Origin of the sequence: Pseudomonas sp. YH-1 (assembly GCF_051990045.1) — a bacterium.
GTDB classification, from domain to species: Bacteria; Pseudomonadota; Gammaproteobacteria; order Pseudomonadales; family Pseudomonadaceae; genus Pseudomonas; species Pseudomonas nicosulfuronedens.
Genome location: NZ_CP178184.1, coordinates 5,259,254 through 5,276,911, shown reverse-complemented (window position 1 = coordinate 5,276,911; position 17,658 = coordinate 5,259,254). Strand labels below are relative to the sequence as shown.

16 protein-coding genes and 1 pseudogene are annotated in these 17,658 nt (G+C 63.5%); 9 read left to right on the top strand and 8 right to left on the bottom strand.

Annotated elements, in window-relative coordinates:
• Window positions 1-2: 2 nt before the first annotated feature.
• The 3 genes from ACKI1H_RS23985 to rssC all read left to right on the top strand — a co-directional run bounded on the left by ACKI1H_RS23985 (window position 3) and on the right by rssC (window position 2,552).
• Window positions 3-707, top strand: coding sequence for an MlaA family lipoprotein (locus ACKI1H_RS23985; protein WP_138521785.1), 705 nt, complete (start codon window positions 3-5; stop codon window positions 705-707).
• Window positions 708-888: 181 nt separating this feature from the next.
• Window positions 889-2,073 carry a two-component system response regulator RssB gene (gene rssB, locus ACKI1H_RS23980; RefSeq protein ID WP_045209020.1) on the top strand — a complete coding sequence of 395 codons (1,185 nt, stop codon included), beginning with the start codon at window positions 889-891 and terminating at the stop codon, window positions 2,071-2,073.
• Window positions 2,070-2,552, top strand: a complete 483-nt coding sequence (rssC, locus tag ACKI1H_RS23975) for an anti-sigma factor antagonist RssC (protein WP_138521783.1) — start codon at window positions 2,070-2,072, stop codon at window positions 2,550-2,552. The genes rssB and rssC overlap by 4 nt, the downstream gene beginning before the upstream one ends.
• A gap of 65 nt (window positions 2,553-2,617) precedes the next feature.
• Here the strand turns inward: rssC and tal are convergent, their stop codons facing one another.
• A complete protein-coding gene (gene tal / locus ACKI1H_RS23970) occupies window positions 2,618-3,538 on the bottom strand; it encodes a transaldolase (protein ID WP_440466585.1) in 921 nt (306 codons plus the stop codon).
• A 62-nt stretch (window positions 3,539-3,600) separates the two neighbouring features.
• Window positions 3,601-4,617, bottom strand: coding sequence for a tRNA dihydrouridine(20/20a) synthase DusA (gene dusA / locus ACKI1H_RS23965; protein WP_440466584.1), 1,017 nt, complete (start codon window positions 4,615-4,617; stop codon window positions 3,601-3,603).
• A gap of 191 nt (window positions 4,618-4,808) precedes the next feature.
• Here dusA and ACKI1H_RS23960 point away from each other — a divergent pair, with 191 nt between their 5' ends.
• Window positions 4,809-5,150: a hypothetical protein gene (locus ACKI1H_RS23960; protein ID WP_440466583.1), complete on the top strand. Its 342-nt coding sequence runs from the start codon at window positions 4,809-4,811 to the stop codon at window positions 5,148-5,150.
• A gap of 64 nt (window positions 5,151-5,214) precedes the next feature.
• Window positions 5,215-6,858: a methyl-accepting chemotaxis protein gene (locus tag ACKI1H_RS23955; RefSeq protein WP_440466582.1), complete on the top strand. Its 1,644-nt coding sequence runs from the start codon at window positions 5,215-5,217 to the stop codon at window positions 6,856-6,858.
• 106 nt (window positions 6,859-6,964) lie between these two features.
• On the opposite strand, the gene ACKI1H_RS23950 is transcribed toward ACKI1H_RS23955, so the two are convergent.
• From ACKI1H_RS23950 to puuE, 5 genes are all read right to left on the bottom strand, one after another.
• A complete protein-coding gene (locus ACKI1H_RS23950) occupies window positions 6,965-8,311 on the bottom strand; it encodes a nucleobase:cation symporter-2 family protein (RefSeq protein ID WP_138521773.1) in 1,347 nt (448 codons plus the stop codon).
• A gap of 441 nt (window positions 8,312-8,752) precedes the next feature.
• A complete protein-coding gene (locus ACKI1H_RS23945; RefSeq protein ID WP_440466581.1) occupies window positions 8,753-10,093 on the bottom strand; it encodes a urate hydroxylase PuuD in 1,341 nt (446 codons plus the stop codon).
• Between the two features lie 53 nt (window positions 10,094-10,146).
• A complete protein-coding gene (locus ACKI1H_RS23940; RefSeq protein ID WP_440466580.1) occupies window positions 10,147-10,653 on the bottom strand; it encodes an ureidoglycolate lyase in 507 nt (168 codons plus the stop codon).
• A gap of 69 nt (window positions 10,654-10,722) precedes the next feature.
• Window positions 10,723-11,238 carry a 2-oxo-4-hydroxy-4-carboxy-5-ureidoimidazoline decarboxylase gene (gene uraD, locus ACKI1H_RS23935; RefSeq protein WP_015477806.1) on the bottom strand — a complete coding sequence of 172 codons (516 nt, stop codon included), beginning with the start codon at window positions 11,236-11,238 and terminating at the stop codon, window positions 10,723-10,725.
• Window positions 11,235-12,170 carry an allantoinase PuuE gene (puuE, locus tag ACKI1H_RS23930; RefSeq protein ID WP_138521765.1) on the bottom strand — a complete coding sequence of 312 codons (936 nt, stop codon included), beginning with the start codon at window positions 12,168-12,170 and terminating at the stop codon, window positions 11,235-11,237. Before puuE ends, uraD begins: the two co-directional genes overlap by 4 nt.
• Before the next feature lie 410 nt (window positions 12,171-12,580).
• Here puuE and uraH point away from each other — a divergent pair, with 410 nt between their 5' ends.
• From uraH to ACKI1H_RS23915, 3 genes and pseudogenes are all read left to right on the top strand, one after another.
• The gene (gene uraH / locus ACKI1H_RS23925; RefSeq protein WP_045209039.1) at window positions 12,581-12,934 is read left to right on the top strand and encodes a hydroxyisourate hydrolase; all 354 of its coding nucleotides are present in this window, start codon (window positions 12,581-12,583) and stop codon (window positions 12,932-12,934) included.
• A 151-nt stretch (window positions 12,935-13,085) separates the two neighbouring features.
• A pseudogene (locus tag ACKI1H_RS23920) lies at window positions 13,086-13,706 on the top strand (response regulator); the annotation flags it as partial.
• On the top strand, window positions 13,704-14,882 hold the full coding sequence (locus ACKI1H_RS23915) for a PAS domain-containing sensor histidine kinase (RefSeq protein WP_246084858.1): 1,179 nt from the start codon (window positions 13,704-13,706) through the stop codon (window positions 14,880-14,882). The pseudogene ACKI1H_RS23920 and the gene ACKI1H_RS23915, both read left to right, overlap by 3 nt.
• A gap of 107 nt (window positions 14,883-14,989) precedes the next feature.
• On the opposite strand, the gene ACKI1H_RS23910 is transcribed toward ACKI1H_RS23915, so the two are convergent.
• Complete coding sequence (locus tag ACKI1H_RS23910; protein ID WP_348586734.1) at window positions 14,990-16,336, bottom strand: NCS2 family permease; 1,347 nt, start codon at window positions 16,334-16,336, stop codon at window positions 14,990-14,992.
• Between the two features lie 395 nt (window positions 16,337-16,731).
• On the opposite strand from ACKI1H_RS23910, the gene ACKI1H_RS23905 reads away from it, so the two are divergent.
• The gene (locus ACKI1H_RS23905; RefSeq protein WP_017517526.1) at window positions 16,732-17,508 is read left to right on the top strand and encodes a GntR family transcriptional regulator; all 777 of its coding nucleotides are present in this window, start codon (window positions 16,732-16,734) and stop codon (window positions 17,506-17,508) included.
• Window positions 17,509-17,658 lie beyond the last annotated feature (150 nt).

Below are 17,658 nucleotides of genomic sequence, written 5' to 3'. Positions count from 1 at the left end.
CGATGCGCCCACTAGGCGTCCAATGGACGAAACGCTGCTTCAGCCTGCTCGCCGCCGCTGGCCTTGCCACCCTCCCTTTCGTGGCCCAGGCCGCCAGCGAAGATGATCCGTGGGAAAGCATCAACCGCCCGATCTTCACCTTCAACGACACCCTCGACACCTACGCGCTCAAACCGCTGGCCCAGGGTTACCAGTACGTCACCCCGAACGTCGTACAGGACGGCGTGCACAACTTCTTCGGCAACATCGGTGACGTGAAGAACCTGGTCAACGACCTGCTGCAGCTGAAATTCCGCGACGCTGGCGTCGACACCAGCCGCCTGCTGTTCAACACCACCTTCGGCCTGGCGGGCTTCATCGACGTGGCCACCCACATGGGGCTGCGCCGCAACGACGAAGACTTTGGCCAGACCCTCGGCCATTACGGCGTGGGCAGCGGCCCCTACGTGATGCTGCCGCTGCTGGGCCCGAGCACCCTGCGCGATGCACCTTCGCTGATCCCGGACGCCTACACCGGCCCGTATCCCTATATCGATAATGTATCGGTGCGTAACAGCCTGCGCGGTGTCAACGTGGTCGATACCCGCGCCGACCTGCTCAAGTCCGAGAAGCTGATCAGCGGCGATAAGTACACCTTCATCCGCAACGCCTACCTGCAGAACCGCGAGTTCAAGGTCAAGGATGGCGAGGTCGAAGACGACTTCTGATCCTCCTGGCCGGCAGACCTTTCCTGTCCTCCAGCCCGCGCCAATCGTGGCGCGGGCGGTGTCTGCTTGAACCCTTGAGCGGATGGGAGTAGTGTCTGCGCCTTGTCGCGACCGACCCGCGCCGCTGTTCCCTAGAATGAGCGCCAAACCACAACCCCGGCGCCGTTTGCCTGGATGACCCATGCACAAAGCCAGTGCCTCGCTGCTGATTATCGATGACGACGACGTCGTCCGCGAAAGCCTCGCCGCCTACCTGGAAGACAGCGGATTCAAGGTCACACAGGCCACCAACGGCCTGGAAGGCCTGAAAGTCTTCGAGCACGAACTCCCCGACCTGGTGATCTGCGATCTGCGCATGCCGCAGATGGACGGCCTCGAGCTGATCCGTCGGGTCAGCGAGATGGCGGTGGAAACCCCGGTGATCGTGCTGTCCGGCGCCGGCGTCATGAGCGACGCCGTCGAAGCGCTGCGCCTGGGCGCCGCTGACTACCTGATCAAGCCGCTGGAAGACCTCGCCGTCCTGGAACACTCGGTACGCCGTGCCCTGGATCGCGCCTTCCTGCGCTCGGAAAACCGCCGCTACCGCGAGAAGCTGGAAACCGCCAACCGCGAGCTGCAGGCCAGCCTCAACCTGCTCCAGGAAGACCAGAACGCCGGTCGCCAGGTACAGATGAACATGCTGCCGGAGACGCCGTGGGAGTCCGAAGGCCTGGCCTTCTCCCACCAGATCATCCCGTCGCTGTACCTGTCGGGTGACTTCGTCGACTACTTCCGCGTGGATGCTCGCCGCATCGGCTTCTACCTGGCCGACGTCTCCGGCCACGGCGCTTCGTCGGCGTTCGTCACCGTGCTGTTGAAGTTCATGACCACGCGGCTGCTGTACGAATCCAAGCGCAACGACATGTTGCCGGAATTCAAGCCGTCGGACGTTCTCGGCCACATCAACCGTGGGCTGATCAACTGCAACCTGGGCAAGCACGTGACCATGCTCGGTGGCGTGATCGACCTGGATACCGACCGTCTGACCTACAGCATCGGCGGTCACCTGCCTTTGCCTGTGCTTTATGTCGACGGCGAAGCCCGTTACCTGGAAGGCCGTGGCCTGCCGGTGGGGCTGTTCGACGAAGCGACTTACGAGGATCATGTCCTCGATCTTCCCAAGTCCTTCAGCCTTTCCCTGTTCTCGGACGGAATTCTCGACGTCCTTCCGGGAGCTACGCTGAAGGAAAAGGAGACGGCCCTGCCCGAGCAGGTCGTCGCCGCCGGCGGAACCCTGGACGGCCTGCGTCAAGTCTTCGGACTGGCCAAGTTGTCCGAGATGCCGGATGATATTGCCTTGCTGGTGTTGAGCAGGAACCTTGCATGAGTACCGGTAAAATCCAGTTCGCCGAGCAGGATGGCTCATTTGTCCTGAAGTTTGTGGGCGAAGTCCGACTGACCCTGTGTTCGGCGCTGGATGCCACCATTGAAAAAATCTTCGCCGCGTTGAATTTCTCGGCGATCATCATCGATCTCACGGAAACCCAGAGCATCGACAGCACCACGCTGGGCCTCCTGGCGAAGTTGTCGATTCTCTCGCGGCAGAAGGTCGGCCTGTTGCCCACGCTGGTTACCACCAACGCGGACATCACCCGGCTGCTGCAGTCGATGGGCTTCGACCAGGTGTTCAACATTGTTGATCGCCCGGTTCCGTGTTCGGATTGCCTGACCGATCTGCCTCCCCAGGACCAGTCCGAGGAGGTGGTGCGCGGCAAGGTGCTCGAAGCCCACCGTATCCTGATGGGCCTGAACGAGACCAACCGCGAGGCCTTCCACGATCTGGTGAGCGCGCTAGAGCGCCACTGATTCGATGAGCCCCAATGCAAACCGGCGCCCTGGGGCGCCGGTTTGCTTTTGCTCGTCCTCAGCTTTCAGCGGCCGGCGAGCAGCGTCTCGAGCTTCTCCTGGTCGCGGGCGAACAGGCGGATGCCCTCGGCCAGCTTCTCGGTGCCCATGGCGTCTTCATTCATCTGCCAGCGGAAGGCGCTCTCGTCCAACACCTGGCGCGCCTCGCCGCCACCGGGTTGCAGTGCGCGCGGCAGCTCGCCCTGGGCGTCGGCCAGCTGTTGCAGCAGGTCCGGGCTGATGGTCAGGCGATCGCAGCCGGCGAGCTGTTCGATCTGGCCGAGGTTGCGGAAGCTGGCACCCATCACCACGGTCTCGTAGCCGTTGGCCTTGTAGTAGCGGTAGATGCGCGAAACGGACTGCACGCCCGGATCTTCCGCACCCACGTAGTCGCGGTTGTTGGCCTTCTTGTACCAGTCGTAGATGCGCCCGACGAAGGGTGAGATCAGGAACACGCCGGCGTCGGCGCAGGCCGCAGCCTGGGCGAAGGAGAACAGCAGGGTCAGGTTGGTCTGGATGCCTTCGCGCTCCAGTTGCTCGGCGGCGCGGATGCCTTCCCAGGTGGAGGCGATCTTGATCAGCACGCGGTCGCGGCCGATGCCCTGTTGGTCATACAGCTCGATCAGGCGGTGCGCGCGCTGCAGCGTCGCTTCGGTATCGAAGGACAGACGGGCGTCCACTTCGGTGGAGATGCGCCCCGGAATAACGCCCAGGATGTCCTTGCCCACGGCGACGGCGAAGCGGTCGCAGGCGAGACCGGCGTCGCCCTGCGCACCTTCGGTGGCGCGGGCCAGATGCTCGGTATAGCGCGGCAGTGCGGCGGCCTTCAGTAGCAGCGAGGGATTGGTGGTGGCATCCACCGGCTTCAGGCGGGCAATGGCGTCGAAATCGCCGGTATCGGCGACAACCGTGGTGTACTGCTTGAGTTGTTCCAGCTTGGAGGTCATGGCGCGTCTTCCGTAGAGAGTGCATCGACCTTACCCGAGGCCGATGCGCCACTCAACGGGACTCAGTGACCGGCGAGAAGTTCTCCGGCCTGATCGAGCAGTGCGAGGGAATCCTTGGTCTTGTGAACGTCCACCGAGAGCAACTGGCGGAAGCGTCGTGCCCCCGGGAATCCCTGGGCCAGGCCCAGGACATGGCGGGTCACGTGGTGCATCGCGCCGCCCTCGGCGATGTGTCGCTCGATGTACGGGCGCATCCGCGCCAGGGCTTCGGCGCGGGTGATGGCCGGTTCCTGCGAACCATACAATGCGGCATCGACCTGGGCCAGCAGGTAGGGATTGTGGTACGCCTCGCGGCCGAGCATCACGCCGTCGAACACCTGCAGGTGCTCACGGCATTCTTCCAGGGTCTTGATGCCGCCATTGAGGACGATTTCCAGCTCCGAGAAGTCGCGCTTGAGCTGCGCGGCAATGTCGTAGCGCAGCGGCGGGATCTCACGGTTTTCCTTGGGCGACAGGCCTTCGAGGATGGCGATACGTGCATGCACGGTGAAGCTGCGGCAGCCGGCGTCGCGGACCTGGCCGACGAAGTCGCAGAGCTCTTCGTAGCTGTCGCGGCCGTTGATGCCGATGCGGTGCTTGACCGTCACCGGGATCGACACGGCGTCGCGCATGGCCTTCACGCAATCCGCCACCAGTGCCGGGTGGCCCATCAGGCAAGCGCCGATCATGTTGTTCTGCACACGGTCGCTGGGGCAACCGACATTCAGGTTCACTTCGTCGTAGCCGGCCTGCTCGGCCAGCTTTGCCGCCGCCGCCAGGTCCGCCGGGTTGCTGCCGCCCAGTTGCAGCGCCAGCGGGTGCTCGCACTCGTCGTGGCGCAGGAAGCGCGCGGCATCGCCGTGCAGCACGGCGCCGGTCGTGACCATCTCCGTGTAGAGCAGCGCGTGGCTGGAGAGCTGGCGCAGGAAGTACCGACAGTGGCGGTCAGTCCAATCCATCATCGGAGCCACACTGAAGCGGCGGGAGGGCTCGGGGCGGGCGGTGGCGGTCGGTGCTGCAGTGGTCGCGGCTGTGCTCATGGTGACTGAATATCTGGCTTCGCAAGGGGCGCGAAATCGCTCGCGCTGACGGAAAGGGCGGTGATTTTACCGGGGTTGCCGGCGCAGCGCACGGAAACCGGCAGGCGGTCGAGGTCGGGATTGACCTGATAGGGCGGTCAGCACGAGCTCAGCTGCTACCCTCTGGATTCCTGACAGAAGGATCTCACTCGATGAAACCCCTAATGTTGACGCTGCCGCTGATCCTGCTGGCTGCCTGTTCCTCGCCGGGCAAGCTGAAGGAGGAGGCGCCGGCATTGCGGCTGGAGAGCGGCAAGTCGCCCTCGGTCTACATGACCTGCCTGCTGCCGAAATGGCGGGCAATACGTCCCGCGTCGGCGGTGAAGGAAATCCGCTTTGGCTACCGGCTGCTGGTGCCGGCCGCCTCGGACGATACCACCGAGGAACTGCTGGAGGTGACGGCAGCGGACAGGGGCAGTGATGTGGTGCTCTACCGCCGCAACGCACCGAGCCCGGACGATCTGATTACACAGGCGGCGCGCAGTTGCCTTTAGCGACTCAAGCAGCGCCTCGTCTACCACTAAGGAACGATAGCCGCCCGGTGCAGCAGGCGGCCTAATGGCTCTGACAAGAATAATCGGGCTCCCCGGCAGCGCGCCCGCGTTGCGCAGCGGCAGGGCCCGCCAGAAGAGAGCTGCCGCCATGGATATCGCGCGTCCGCGTATCGTCCTCATCCTTACCCTGCAGACTTGCGGCCTCGTGCTGCTGTTCATCGCCCAGGCGCTGGGCGGCTGGTCATTGTCGTTGTGCCTGCTGCTGACTGCCTTGCTGCTTTGGGGGCCGTGGTTCATCCCCGAGCGTGCTGTGCCGGCCGGAGCGCTGGCGGTACTGCCGGATGTCGCCGAGCTGACCCGCGAGCTGTCTCAGGGCACCAGCCGCAATGCGCTGTCCGCTGCCGGGGTGTCCTTCTCGGTACAGCGTCTGGTGGAAAAGCTGGAGTCCCAGGTGGTGGCCGCTGAGCAGATCGTCGGCAGCGCCGAGGTGATGATCCACACCGAGCGCGCCACTTCGAACCTGGCCCGTCAGGCGAAGGAGGCTGCGACCCTGGCTCGTGCAGGTAGCGACGCCGGGCGCAGCGAGTTGCAGACCGCCATCGATTGCATGCGCCAGTTGAGCCAGCGCGCCAGCGCCAGCCGTGCGCTGATCGAGACGCTCAGTGCGCGCAGCGAGGACATCCAGCGTGTCACCCAGGTGATCCAGTCCATCGCCAGCCAGACCAACCTGCTGGCCCTCAACGCAGCCATCGAGGCGGCGCGGGCGGGCGAGCACGGCCGTGGCTTCGCCGTGGTGGCGGAGGAAGTGCGCGGCCTGGCCGGGCGCACTGCCGAGGCCACTGACGAAGTGGGGCAGATGATCGAGGTTATCCAGCGCCAGACAGGGGAGGTGGTGGAGCAGATCCGCCAGCTTACGGACGATCTGGGCCTGGGCGTCAACCAGGTAGAGAGCACCGGCCGTCAGTTGCAGGATATCGCCGGGCTGGCCGCGACCGTGGAGACCCAGATCACCGAGATCGCCGAGGGTGCGGAGATCAACCGCAACCAGCTGGACAGCCTGTTCGCTGCCGTCGAGCAGGTACGCGGCGATCTGCGCGTCAGCGATGAGCAGACGCACCGACTGGCGGATGCAGCGGTCCAGCTGGAAACCCAGGCGGAAATGATCAGCGAGCGCCTGGCCGAGGTCGCGCTGGACGATTACCACCAGCGCATCTATGACCTGGCCCGTGCTGGTGCGCAGGCTATTGGTGCTCGTTTCGAGACGGATATCGACACCGGGCGCATCGGCCAGGACGACCTGTTCGACCGCGATTACCAGCCGCTGCCCGGCACCCGCCCACAGAAGTTCCGCACGCGTTTCGACCGCTATACCGACGAGGTGCTGCCGCGCATCCAGGAAGACCTGCTGCAACGCCACGAAGGGCTGGTGTTCGCCATTGCCTGTACCGCCGAGGGTTATGTGCCGACGCACAACCAGGCGTTCAGCCATCCGCCGAGCGGCGACCTGCAGGTGGACATGCTCAAGAGCCGTAGCAAGCGCCTGTTCAACGACCGCACCGGCGTGCGCTGTGGCAGCCACAATCAGCCAATGCTGCTGCAGACCTACTGCCGTGATACCGGCGAGTTGATGCACGATCTTTCGGTGCCGATCTATGTGCGTGGACGCCAGTGGGGTGGACTGCGCCTGGGCTACCGTCCGGAGGCCTGAGCCCCAGGGGCTGGCCCGCTCCTGCTAAGAGCCGCAGGCGAAAAAAAGCCGCGAAGGAGTATACGCGGCTGGGTGCGGGCGTCCGGGAGACGCCCGCGAAAGGGTTTCAGTGATGCCCGCAGAGGGCGTCGCGGCCTTGTTCGCCAAGGATGTTGAAGAGGATGTTCAGCACCACGGCCCAGATCGCGGTCATTGCGATGCCACTGTGGGTGATCGGCTCCATCCACTGGGGCAGGGCGGCGAAGAAGTCCGGGCGCACCACCGGCACCATCCCCATGCCAATGCTCACCGCCACCAGCAGCTGGTTGCGGCGGTCGACGATGTCCGCTTCGTGGAGGATGCGGATACCGCTGGCGGCGACCATGCCGAACATGGCGATACCAGCTCCGCCCAGCACCGCTGGCGGAATCGAGGCGACCAGGAAGGCGGCCTTGGGCAGCAACGACAGGGCAATCAGGAATAGCGCGGCGGCGGCGGTGACGTAGCGGCTGCGCACGCCGGTCATCTGCACCAGGCCGATGTTCTGGGCGAACGAGGAATGGGTGAAGGTGTTCATGAAGCCGGCGATGAATGATGCGCCGGCATCGCACAGCAAGCCGCGGCGCAGGCGGTTGGGGCAGATTTCGGTCTCGGTGATCTTGCCCAGGGCGAGGAACATGCCGGTGGACTCGACGAAGATGATCACCACCACCAGGCACATGGACAGGACCGGGGCGAGATGGAACTCCGGCGTGCCGAAGTGCAGCGGGGTGACCACGTCGAACCACGGGCGCTGCTCGATGCCGTCCAGACTGACCATGCCCATGCTGGCGCCGATGATGTAGCCCAGCAGCATGCCGATCAGCACCGAGACGTTGACCCAGAAACCTTTCAGGAAACGGTTGATCAGCAGGATCACCGCCAGCACGAAGGACGACAGGGCGAGGTATTCGATGGCGCCGAAGTTGGCGGCCGCCTTGCCGCCGCCGGCCCAGTTGATCGCCACCGGGAACAGGCACATGCCGATCGAGGTGATTACGGTGCCGGTCACCAGCGGCGGGAAGAAGCGCACGATGCGGCTCATGAACGGTGCGATGAGCATGCCGAAGAAGCCCGCGGCGATGGTGGCGCCGAAGATGCCAGTCATGCCGACGCCGGGCATGCCGGCCATGGCGACCATGCTGCCCACGGCGGCGAAGCTGGCGCCCATCATCACCGGCATGCGGATGCCCACCGGGCCGATGCCGAGCGATTGCACCAGCGTGGCGATGCCGGCGACCAGCAGGTCGGCGTTGATCAGGAAGGCGATTTCTTCACGGGATAGACCGGCGGCCTGGCCGACGATCAGGGGGACGGCGACGGCGCCGCCATACATCAGTAGAACGTGCTGGAAGCCGACCAGCAGCAGCTGCAGCAAGGGCAAACGCTGGTCGACGGGCGAGCCGGTATGGGAGCGCTCAGTTACCACGGACATGCAACACCTCGGTTTTTATTGTTGTCAGTCGCTGGTTGCCGGACGGGCACGACAACCGGGAAGTACTGGCCGATCTCACCCCCGGGGCCGAGCGGGTGAAGCGGTGCGGGACTTTATAAACGCGATGTGTATTACGTTCAATCGATTTTTGTATACAACTCGCCGGTCACGTTCTGTCTCCATAGTGCTGCATGGCTCTAGGCCGCATGTTTCCTGGCTTCAGCAATTCTGTAGCCATTGGTCGAGTGGACTACATTTTTTGTTTCAGAGGGCGCTTTTCGTAGGAGCGAGCTTGCTCGCGAATGGAAGCGCTCCCTGTCGCTCCGGTGCGTCGGGAGGTTCTGTTCGCGAGCAAGCTCGCTCCTACAGGGGAGGTCGGGCATTTCGAGGGCATAAAAAAACCGCACCCGAGGGTGCGGTTTCTCTGGCCGTGCCGCAGGCTCAATTAACCTGGGCGCCCTTGGAGATCCAGTCTCCAACGAGCTTGCGCTCCTCCGGGGTCATCTGGGTGATGTTGCCCAGCGGCATCACCTGCGAAGCCACGGCCTGCGCCTGGATGCGCGGGGCGAGTTGCTGGATCTGCTGCGGGGTGTCGAACATCACGCCAGCCGGCGCGGTGCTGAACAGGTTGCTGGTCGGTTTGGCCGAGTGGCACACGGCGCAGCGTTCCTGGATGACGTGGTGGACCTTGTCGAAGCCTTCGGTCGAACCCGCGCCGGTGGACGCCTGGGCCGGAGCGGCCTGAGCCTGCTGGGCAGCGGCGGCCTTGGCGGCTTCCTCGTCCTTGGCGCGTTCGGCCGGGGTCTTGCCGCCGATGGCAGTTTCCGGCAGCGGCTGGTACTCGACCTTCGGCGCCTGCGCGGTGCTGGAGGAGGTGTCGCTGCTCGGCCAGTTCGGGCCGGTGACAAAGGCCAGGGCAATCATGCCGACGGCGCCGGCGGGCAGGGCCCAGGCCATGCCGTTGCCTTCGTGGCGGGTGTTGAAGTAGTGACGCACGATCACTGCCAGCGCCGCGATGCAGGTCAGGATCAGCCAGTTGTAGTGGCTGCCGTAGGTGCTCGGGAAGTGGTTGCTGATCATGATGAACAGCACCGGCAGGGTGAAGTAGTTGTTGTGGCGCGAGCGCAGCAGGCCCTTGGCCGGCAGCACCGGGTCGGGCTCGCGGCCTTCTTCGATTGCCTTAACCAGGGCGCGCTGGGCCGGCATGATCACACGGAACACGTTGCCCACCATGATGGTGCCGATGATGGCGCCGACGTGCAGGTACGCACCGCGACCGCTGAACACCTGGCTGAGCAGATAGGCGGCGAGGACCAGCAGGCCGAACAGGATGGCGCCGAGCAGGGCGGGTTTCTTGCCCAGCGGGGAGTCGCACAGGGTGCTGTAGACGAACCAGCCGGCGATCAGCGAGCCGATGCCGATAGCCACGGCGGCGGCCGGAGCCAGGTCGCTGCCCGGAGCGATCAGGTACAGCGTCGGGTTCAGGTAGAACACGATGGTCAGCAGGCAGACACCCGACATCCAGGTGGAGTAGGCCTCCCATTTGAACCAGTGCAGGTTGTCCGGCATTTTCGGCGGGGCGAGCTTGTACTTCTCCAGGTGGTAGATGCCGCCACCGTGGATCGCCCAGAGGTCACCGGAAAGTCCCTCGCGCGGGTTGGCGCGGTTGAGATTGTTTTCCAGCCAGACGAAGTAGAACGAGGCGCCGATCCACGCGATACCCACGATCATGTGGATCCAGCGGACCAGCAGGTTCAGCCATTCGATGAGATGTGCTTCCACAGTTTTTTACCTCTTGCCCGGGTGCCGCCGTCGCGGCAGGCGGGCCTCTCTTATTAGTTCGCTTGGGGGTCGAGGAGGAGCTGTTCGTCCTCGGTGAAGAAATGCTCGTCGCAGTTGTTGCCAGAACCGCTGCGATCGACCACCAGGAAGTCATCCCGCTTTTCGATCGTCAGCACCGGGTGGTGCCAGACGCCGCGGTGGTAATTGACGCCCTGCTTGCCGTTGGACAGGAAAGCGCGGGCGAGGCCCGATACAGGTGCATCGCCAAGGGGCGCGACCACGATCAGAAATGGATTGCCGAGCAGCGGAATGAACGCCTGGCTGCCCTGCGGGTGACGTTCCAGCATGCGGATGCGCAAAGGCATCTCCAGGGACTCGGCGCTGAAGATGCTGATGATGGCCTTGTCATCGGGCTGCGCCGTTTCGACGGTGGCGAGCTTGTGATAACGGCGGGTGGAGCCGTTGTTGATCATGAAGAAGTCACTGCCTTCGGTTTCGATGACATCACCGAACGGTGCGAAGGCTTCCTTGGTCAACGGCTCGATCTTCAGGGTACGCATGGCTGGTCTTCTTATTTCGTTGTTCGCATGGACCCCTTCCAGTGGGAAAGGGAGTGAAGGTCCGCTCGCTCAGAGTTGCTGCAGGCGGAACATCGCGATCTTGTTGATCTCCGCCAGGGCGGTCTGGAATTCCTGCTCCGGCGTGTTGTGGATGCGCTCTTCGAACGCAGCCAGGATCTGGTGGCGGTTGCTGCCCTTCACCGCCTTGATGAAGGGGAAGCCGAACTTGGCCTTGTACGCGTCGTTGAGTTCGGTGAAGCGGGCGAACTCTTCGGCAGTGCAATCCTGGATGCCGGCGCCGGCCTGTTCGGCGGTGCTGGAAGCGGTCAGCTCACCACGGATCGCGGCCTTGCCAGCGAGGTCCGGGTGCGCGTTGATCAAGGCCAGTTGGGCTTCGTGGCTGGCGGACAGGAGGATGTCGGCCATGCGCTGCTGCAGCAGTTCGATGTCGTTGAGGCTGTCGTCGACGCCCAGGTCATACGCTTTCTCGGCAACCCACGGCGAATGCTCGTAGATGTCGGCAAAGGTGGCGACGAAGGCGGCGCGGTCGAGGCTGGCCGGGGTCAGGGTCTGGAAGCGGCTCATGCCAGGTTCTCCTGCGCTTTGAACGGGTGGTTCTCGTGCCAGTGCTTGGCGATGTCGACGCGGCGGGTGATCCACACCTTCTCGTGACCCTTAACGTACTGGATGAAACGCTCCAGCGAGGCCATGCGCGCCGGACGGCCCAGCAAGCGGCAGTGCATGCCGATGGAGAGCATCTTCGGTGCGCCCTCGGCACCCTCGGCATAGAGCACGTCGAAGGCGTCTTTCAGGTATTCGAAGAAGTCGTCGCCCTTGTTGAAGCCCTGCACCTGGGTGAAGCGCATGTCGTTGGTGTCCAGGGTGTAAGGGATCACCAGGTGCGGCTTCTCGGCAGTGCTCGCCGGGTCCCAGTAGGGCAGGTCGTCGTCGTAGGTGTCGGAGTCATAGAGGAAGTTGCCGTCCTCACGCACGATGCGGCGGGTGTTCGGGCCCAGGCGTCCGGTGTACCAGCCTTGCGGGCGCTGGCCGGTCAGTTCGGTGAGGATGCGCACGGCTTCGAACATGTGCTCGCGCTCCTGCTCCGGGTCCATGTACTGGTAGTCGATCCAGCGGTAGCCGTGGCTGCAGATCTCATGGCCGTCTGCGACCATCTGGCGAATCGCTTCCGGATGGCGCTGGGCGGCCATGGCGACGGCGAATACGGTCAGCGGCAGGTCGTACTTCCGGAACAGCTTGAGCAGGCGCCACACGCCGGCACGGCTGCCGTACTCGTACAGCGATTCCATGCACATGTTGCGCTCGCCCTTGAGCGGCTGGGCGGCCACCATTTCGGACAGGAAAGCTTCGGATTCGGCATCACCATGCAGGATGTTGCGCTCGCCGCCTTCCTCATAGTTGAGGACGAAGGACAGGGCGATGCGCGCATCGTTCGGCCAGTGCGGATGGGGGATGTTGTTGCCGTAACCGATCAGGTCGCGTGGGTAGTCAGCGCTCACTGCAGTGTTCCTTCTTGTGGTTGGCGGTCGGCGCCGGGTCGGTGGACTGTGCGCTGCCGTTGATGGGTGCATTGTATACAAAATGTTGAGCGGTCTGTAAATACAATCTGCGCAACGGTCGTTTCATTCCGTTCGTCAGCATTCGGAGGGACCAGAATGCATGGCGTGCTCTGTTCCGGCGCGGGCTGCGCTGGCTTTGCGAGTGGTTTTCGGTCTCGGGGCCGGACGGTGCAGCAGAGGGTTTTTGCCGGGTTGAATTACTTTTTTGTATACAATCAAATGTGCGGATGGGTATATTCGCTTCACCCAAACACCCTGGCGAGCTGCTCCACTGGCGGCTCGCTCATTCGCATCAACAAGACAGAGGAGGAAGGTGTCGGCCGGCTCCGCCGCAGGACACCGATAAGCCCATGGGACGCCTGACCACTCACGTACTGGATTCCGCCCACGGCTGCCCTGGCCACGGCATCAAGATCGAGCTGTACCGCGTCGAAGGCCAGCAGCTGGAACTGATCACCACCCGCGTGACCAACGACGATGGCCGCTGCGACGAGCCGCTGCTGCAGGGTGAGGACTTCCGCGCCGGCGTCTACCAGTTGCTGTTCAATGCCGGCGACTACTACCGCGCCCGTGGCGTCGAGCTGCCCCAGCCGGCGTTCCTCGACCAGGTCGTGCTGCGCTTCGGTATCGCCTCGGAAAGCGACCACTACCATGTGCCGCTGCTGATTTCTCCCTACAGCTATTCGACCTATCGCGGTAGCTAGTCCCCGCCCGTAGGTCTTCCCCCCGGACTCTTCGTGGAGTCTTCCTCAGCCCGCCCACACTGCGGGCTTTTTTTTGCCTGGGATTTCTTCGGGCAGCAGGCTCGGCGGGGCTGGTCTAGAACTATCTGGAACCACCTTGTCCGAGAGCCCCATGAGTAGAATTCTGATCGTCGAAGAACAACCGGTAACGCGGCACGCCTTGCGCCTGATGATGGAGGCCGATCGTCATGAAGTCGTCGGGGAGGCGGATAACGGCCCTGACGCCCTGCACCAGGTGCGGCAGTGCAAACCTGACCTGATGATTCTCGAATTGTCGATTCCGCGCCTGGGTGGGTTGGAAGTCCTGCAGCGACTGGTGGCACAGGAGTCGCCGGTGAAGGTGCTGGTGCTTACGTCGCAGGATTCCGAGTACTTCGCCGGACGTTGCCTGACAGCCGGCGCCGCCGGATTCGTCAGCAAGCAGGAGGATCCGCAGGCCGTGCGCGAGGCGGTGCGTGCGATTGCCCAGGGCCACAGCTATTTCCCCAGTCACGCCCTGGGCAGCGTCAGTGCAGCCGAGGAGGCGGGGCATGGTGATCTGCTCAAGGGCTTGTCGGTACGTGAGTTGAGCGTTCTGCAGCTGCTGGCGCGGGGCATGAGCAATATCGCGATCGCCGATCAGCTCTCGATCAGCGACAAGACCGTCAGCACCTACAAGGTGCGCCTGATGCAGAAGCTGCATGCCAAGTCGCTGGTGGAGCTGATCGACATCGGGCGCCGGCACGGCCTGGTGGAAGGTGGTGCACCGGAGCAGTCGGAGTCTGCCGAGGTACTGTTGACCCAGGAGCAGCAGCGCGAACTGGAATCCTTGCGTCATGTGATTGGTTCGCTGCCTTTTCCGACGACGATTCGTGGAACGGATGCTCGCGTGCAGTTCTGCAATCAGGCTGTACTGGATATCCTCGGGCTACCCCAGGAGGCGGTCGTGGGGAAGCGGATAGGCGAACTCGGCGTATTCGCGGATTCCGGGGAAGAAGAGCTGATTCGTAAAAGCCTGATTGATTCCATCGGCAGCGGCGAGCCTTATGACGCTGACGTCGAAATCCATACGGTGAATGGGCGCAGGGTCTATCACCACTGGGGGCGGCCTTATCGGGACGTGGATGGAAACCTGCTCGGGGCGGTCTGCGGCGCGATCAATATCACCGACCAGGACGACCTGGTACGGGCCCTGCGCAACGCCAACGCGCGCATCGAAACGATCAGTCGCGGAAAAACCCAGTTCCTGGCCGGTATGGGGGGACAGATGCAGGGGCCCCTGCAGAATATCGTCGCGATGATCGATCTGGCCTTGAACCAGGAGGATCCCCAGCGTCGCCGTGAACCGCTGAACGTGGCGCGCTCCGTGGCGCAGAACCTGCTGCATATTCTCGATGACCTGAACCTGCTGAGCCGCGCCAAGACAGGCAGACTTCCCCTGGCCGAGGAGCCGGTCGACTTGCGGGCGCTGGTGGAGCGCCAGGTGTCCATGGTGCGGGAGGCAGCCGCGGCCAAGGGGCTGAAGCTGGACGTGGATCTTGACCTGGCGCTGGAGCCGAACGTCTGGGGCGACCCGCTGCGTTTGCGGCAGATCCTGCAGAACCTCCTGGATAACGCGCTGAAGTTCACCGACAACGGTTCGATACGCGTGCGGTTGTGCGCACGGGGGTGCGGCAAAGGGTTAGTCGAGGTTCAGGTGGATGTCATCGACAGCGGCTTCGGCATAGGCGAAGCCGAGTTGGCGACGCTGTTCGAACCTTTCGCGTTCAGTCTGGACGGGGAGCGCATCGAGAGTGGCGGTACCGGTCTGGGATTGGCACTGTGCCGCAGTCTGGTGGAGTTGATGGACGGCGAGATAGGTGCGGTCAGCCGACTGGGTGTCGGCACCGAGATCAGTTTCAAGGTCTTGCTGGCGAGCGCTGCGACTTGATGTGACTGATCCGCTCGTGAAAGGCGCTTTTCGCCGGATGACGTTGACCGCGAAAAGGAAAAGGCCCCGGCAATCGCCGGGGCCATTTTTTGCGCGCTTCGCCGTGATCAGAGGAAGATGAACTTCGCCACGAAGATCGCGCACAGTGCATACAGGCTGATGGTCACGTCCTTGTGGCGGCCGGTGAAGACCTTCATCGCCACGTAGGTGACGAAGCCCAGGGCGATACCGTCGGCGACCGAGAAGGTCAGCGGCATCATGATCACGGTGACAATGGCCGGGATGGTTTCGGTGTGCTCATTCCAGTCGATGTGGGCCATGCCGCCCATCATCAGCATGGCGACGTAGATCAGCGCACCGGCGGTGGCGTAGGCGGGGATCATGCCGGCCAGCGGGGCAAAGAACATCGCGGCGACGAACAGCACGCCCACCACTACGGCGGTCAGGCCGGTGCGGCCACCGGCGGCAACACCCGCGGCACTTTCCACATAGCTGGTTACCGGCGGAACGCCCAGCACCGCGCCGAAAGCGCTGGAGGTGCTGTCGGCTTTCATCGCCTTCGACAGGTTCTCGATGCGGCCGTCTTCACGGACCAGGTGAGCACGTTGCGCGACGCCCATCAGGGTGCCGGCGGTGTCGAACATGTGTACGAAGAGGAAGGCCAGGATGACGCTGATCATGGTCACGTTGAACGCGCCGGAAATATCCATCGCCAGGAAGGTCGGCGCCAGGCTCGGTGGCATGGAGAACACGCCGCCAAACTGCACGATACCCAGGGCGATGCCGGCCACGGTGACAGTGAGGATGCTGATCAGGATACCGCCGAACACGCGGCGGTATTCCAGCACCGCGATCATCAGGAAGCAGATCGCGGCCAGCAGCGGGCCGGGGCTTGTCAGGTCACCCAGGTGGACCAGGGTGGCGGGGCTGGCGACGACGATACCAGCGGTCTTCAGGCCGATCAGCCCGAGGAACAGGCCGACGCCGGCGCCCATGGCGAAGCGCAGGCTGACCGGGATGCTGTTGAGCAGCCATTCGCGGATGCGCGAGAAGGTCAGGATCATGAAGGCGATGCCGGAGATGAACACCGCGCCCAGCGCGATCTCCCAGCTGTAGTTCATGGTCTTGACCACGGTGTAGGTGAAGAAGGCGTTGAGGCCCATGCCCGGCGCCAGGCCGACCGGCCAGTTGGCGTACAGGCCCATCAGGAAGCAGCCGAGCGCTGCGGCAAGGCAGGTCGCGACGAAGGCGGCACCATGGTCGATACCGGCGTCGGCCATGATGTTGGGGTTAACGAAGATGATGTACGCCATGGTGATGAAGGTCGTGAGACCCGCGGCGAGTTCGGTCTTCACGGTGGTGCCATGCTGGCTGAGCTTGAACAGGCGTTCGAGCAGGCCGGTGGCGGGGGGACTGGATGCAAAGGCTTGTTGTTCTTGTTTGGTGCTTTCCACAGCGGTACTCCTCAACGCTCTTGTTGTTGGTCCCTTGCCGTCGGCTGGTTCACCTGCGTCCCTTGCGCTAACGGAAAGAGTTGTGAGGGTGTGAATGTTGACCTTTGGGTCAGGAAGTCACGCCGCAATTATGCAGTTGTGTACAAAAAGTTCAAATAATGTTTAGTGTCTTGCTGAAAGATTTTTACAAGCAAAGCGTCGGAATGGTCGCACGCTGACCTTCGCCAAGCTCCTGCGCCGTGCGGCCTCGGGGTTGATGGCGAGTCGCTCGCGACGGCTGCACGATAGTGGCCACTTTGTGTACACTGTGCCCCATGCCTGGCCCGCGGCCAGCTTCACTCATGCCCCCACGGATTTCGCGCCGGTTCAACCCGGCTGAGCAGGGTTCGACTCCGATGACCGACCAGTTGCAACAGATCAGGAAGCAGCCGCGCAATGGCAAGGCGCGCAGCGGCACTCAGGACGAGATCGTCTACGCGCACATCTTTGACGCCATCCTCGAACAACGCCTGGCGCCCGGCACCAAGCTGAGCGAAGAGGCCCTCGGTGAAATCTTCGGTGTCAGTCGCACCATCATCCGTCGCGCCCTGTCGCGCCTGGCCCACGAACAGGTAGTCCTGCTGCGCCCCAACCGTGGCGCCGTGGTCGCCAGCCCGAGCATCGACGAAGCCCGGCAGATTCTCTTCGCCCGCCGCACTGTCGAGCGCGCGATCACCGAGCTGGCCGTGGACAACGCCAGCAGCGATACCCTCGCCGAACTGCGCGACATGGTGAAACAGGAGCAATCCAGCTTCGCTCGCGGTGACCGTGGCGCCGGCATCCGCCTTTCCGGCGAGTTCCACCTGAAGCTTGCCGAAATGGCGAAGAATGCCCCGCTGGTGGTGTTCCAGCGCAGCCTGGTATCGCAGACTTCGCTGATCATCGCCCAGTACGAAAGCGGTGGTCGTTCGCACTGTTCGTTCGACGAGCACAACGAGATCCTCGACGCCATCGAGAAGGGCGACAAGGAAAAGGCTGTGACCCTGATGATGCACCACATGGCGCACATCGACGACAAGCTGAACCTGGATGTGGATGGTGCCTCGGGTGACCTGCACGCGGTGTTCTCGCACCTGCTGGCCGGCAAGAAGAAGCCGCGCCGCAGCAAGGCCGACGCCGACTCGGCGGCCTGATCGCCGAGCCAGAAAAAAGCCCCGCATCTGCGGGGCTTTTTCATTTCTGCCTGGGTCGCTTTTCGTAATCGTCCTGACACTGCGCGCTTTTCGTAGGAGCGAGCTTGCTCGCGAATGCATTGCACCTTTAGGTGCCGGCGTGATGCGGTT

Excerpts from the sequence above, each read along its gene's own strand:
- ACKI1H_RS23950 (WP_138521773.1), bottom strand. The coding sequence starts at position 8,311 with ATGTCCGTGGTAACTGAGCGCTCCCATACCGGCTCGCCCGTCGACCAG.
- tal (WP_440466585.1), bottom strand. The coding sequence starts at position 3,538 with ATGACCTCCAAGCTGGAACAACTCAAGCAGTACACCACGGTTGTCGCC.
- ACKI1H_RS23905 (WP_017517526.1), top strand. The coding sequence starts at position 16,732 with ATGACCGACCAGTTGCAACAGATCAGGAAGCAGCCGCGCAATGGCAAG.
- ACKI1H_RS23955 (WP_440466582.1), top strand. The coding sequence starts at position 5,215 with ATGGCTCTGACAAGAATAATCGGGCTCCCCGGCAGCGCGCCCGCGTTG.
- ACKI1H_RS23960 (WP_440466583.1), top strand. The coding sequence starts at position 4,809 with ATGAAACCCCTAATGTTGACGCTGCCGCTGATCCTGCTGGCTGCCTGT.
- rssC (WP_138521783.1), top strand. The coding sequence starts at position 2,070 with ATGAGTACCGGTAAAATCCAGTTCGCCGAGCAGGATGGCTCATTTGTC.
- uraH (WP_045209039.1), top strand. The coding sequence starts at position 12,581 with ATGGGACGCCTGACCACTCACGTACTGGATTCCGCCCACGGCTGCCCT.
- rssB (WP_045209020.1), top strand. The coding sequence starts at position 889 with ATGCACAAAGCCAGTGCCTCGCTGCTGATTATCGATGACGACGACGTC.
- ACKI1H_RS23985 (WP_138521785.1), top strand. The coding sequence starts at position 3 with ATGCGCCCACTAGGCGTCCAATGGACGAAACGCTGCTTCAGCCTGCTC.
- ACKI1H_RS23940 (WP_440466580.1), bottom strand. The coding sequence starts at position 10,653 with ATGCGTACCCTGAAGATCGAGCCGTTGACCAAGGAAGCCTTCGCACCG.
- uraD (WP_015477806.1), bottom strand. The coding sequence starts at position 11,238 with ATGAGCCGCTTCCAGACCCTGACCCCGGCCAGCCTCGACCGCGCCGCC.
- dusA (WP_440466584.1), bottom strand. The coding sequence starts at position 4,617 with ATGAGCACAGCCGCGACCACTGCAGCACCGACCGCCACCGCCCGCCCC.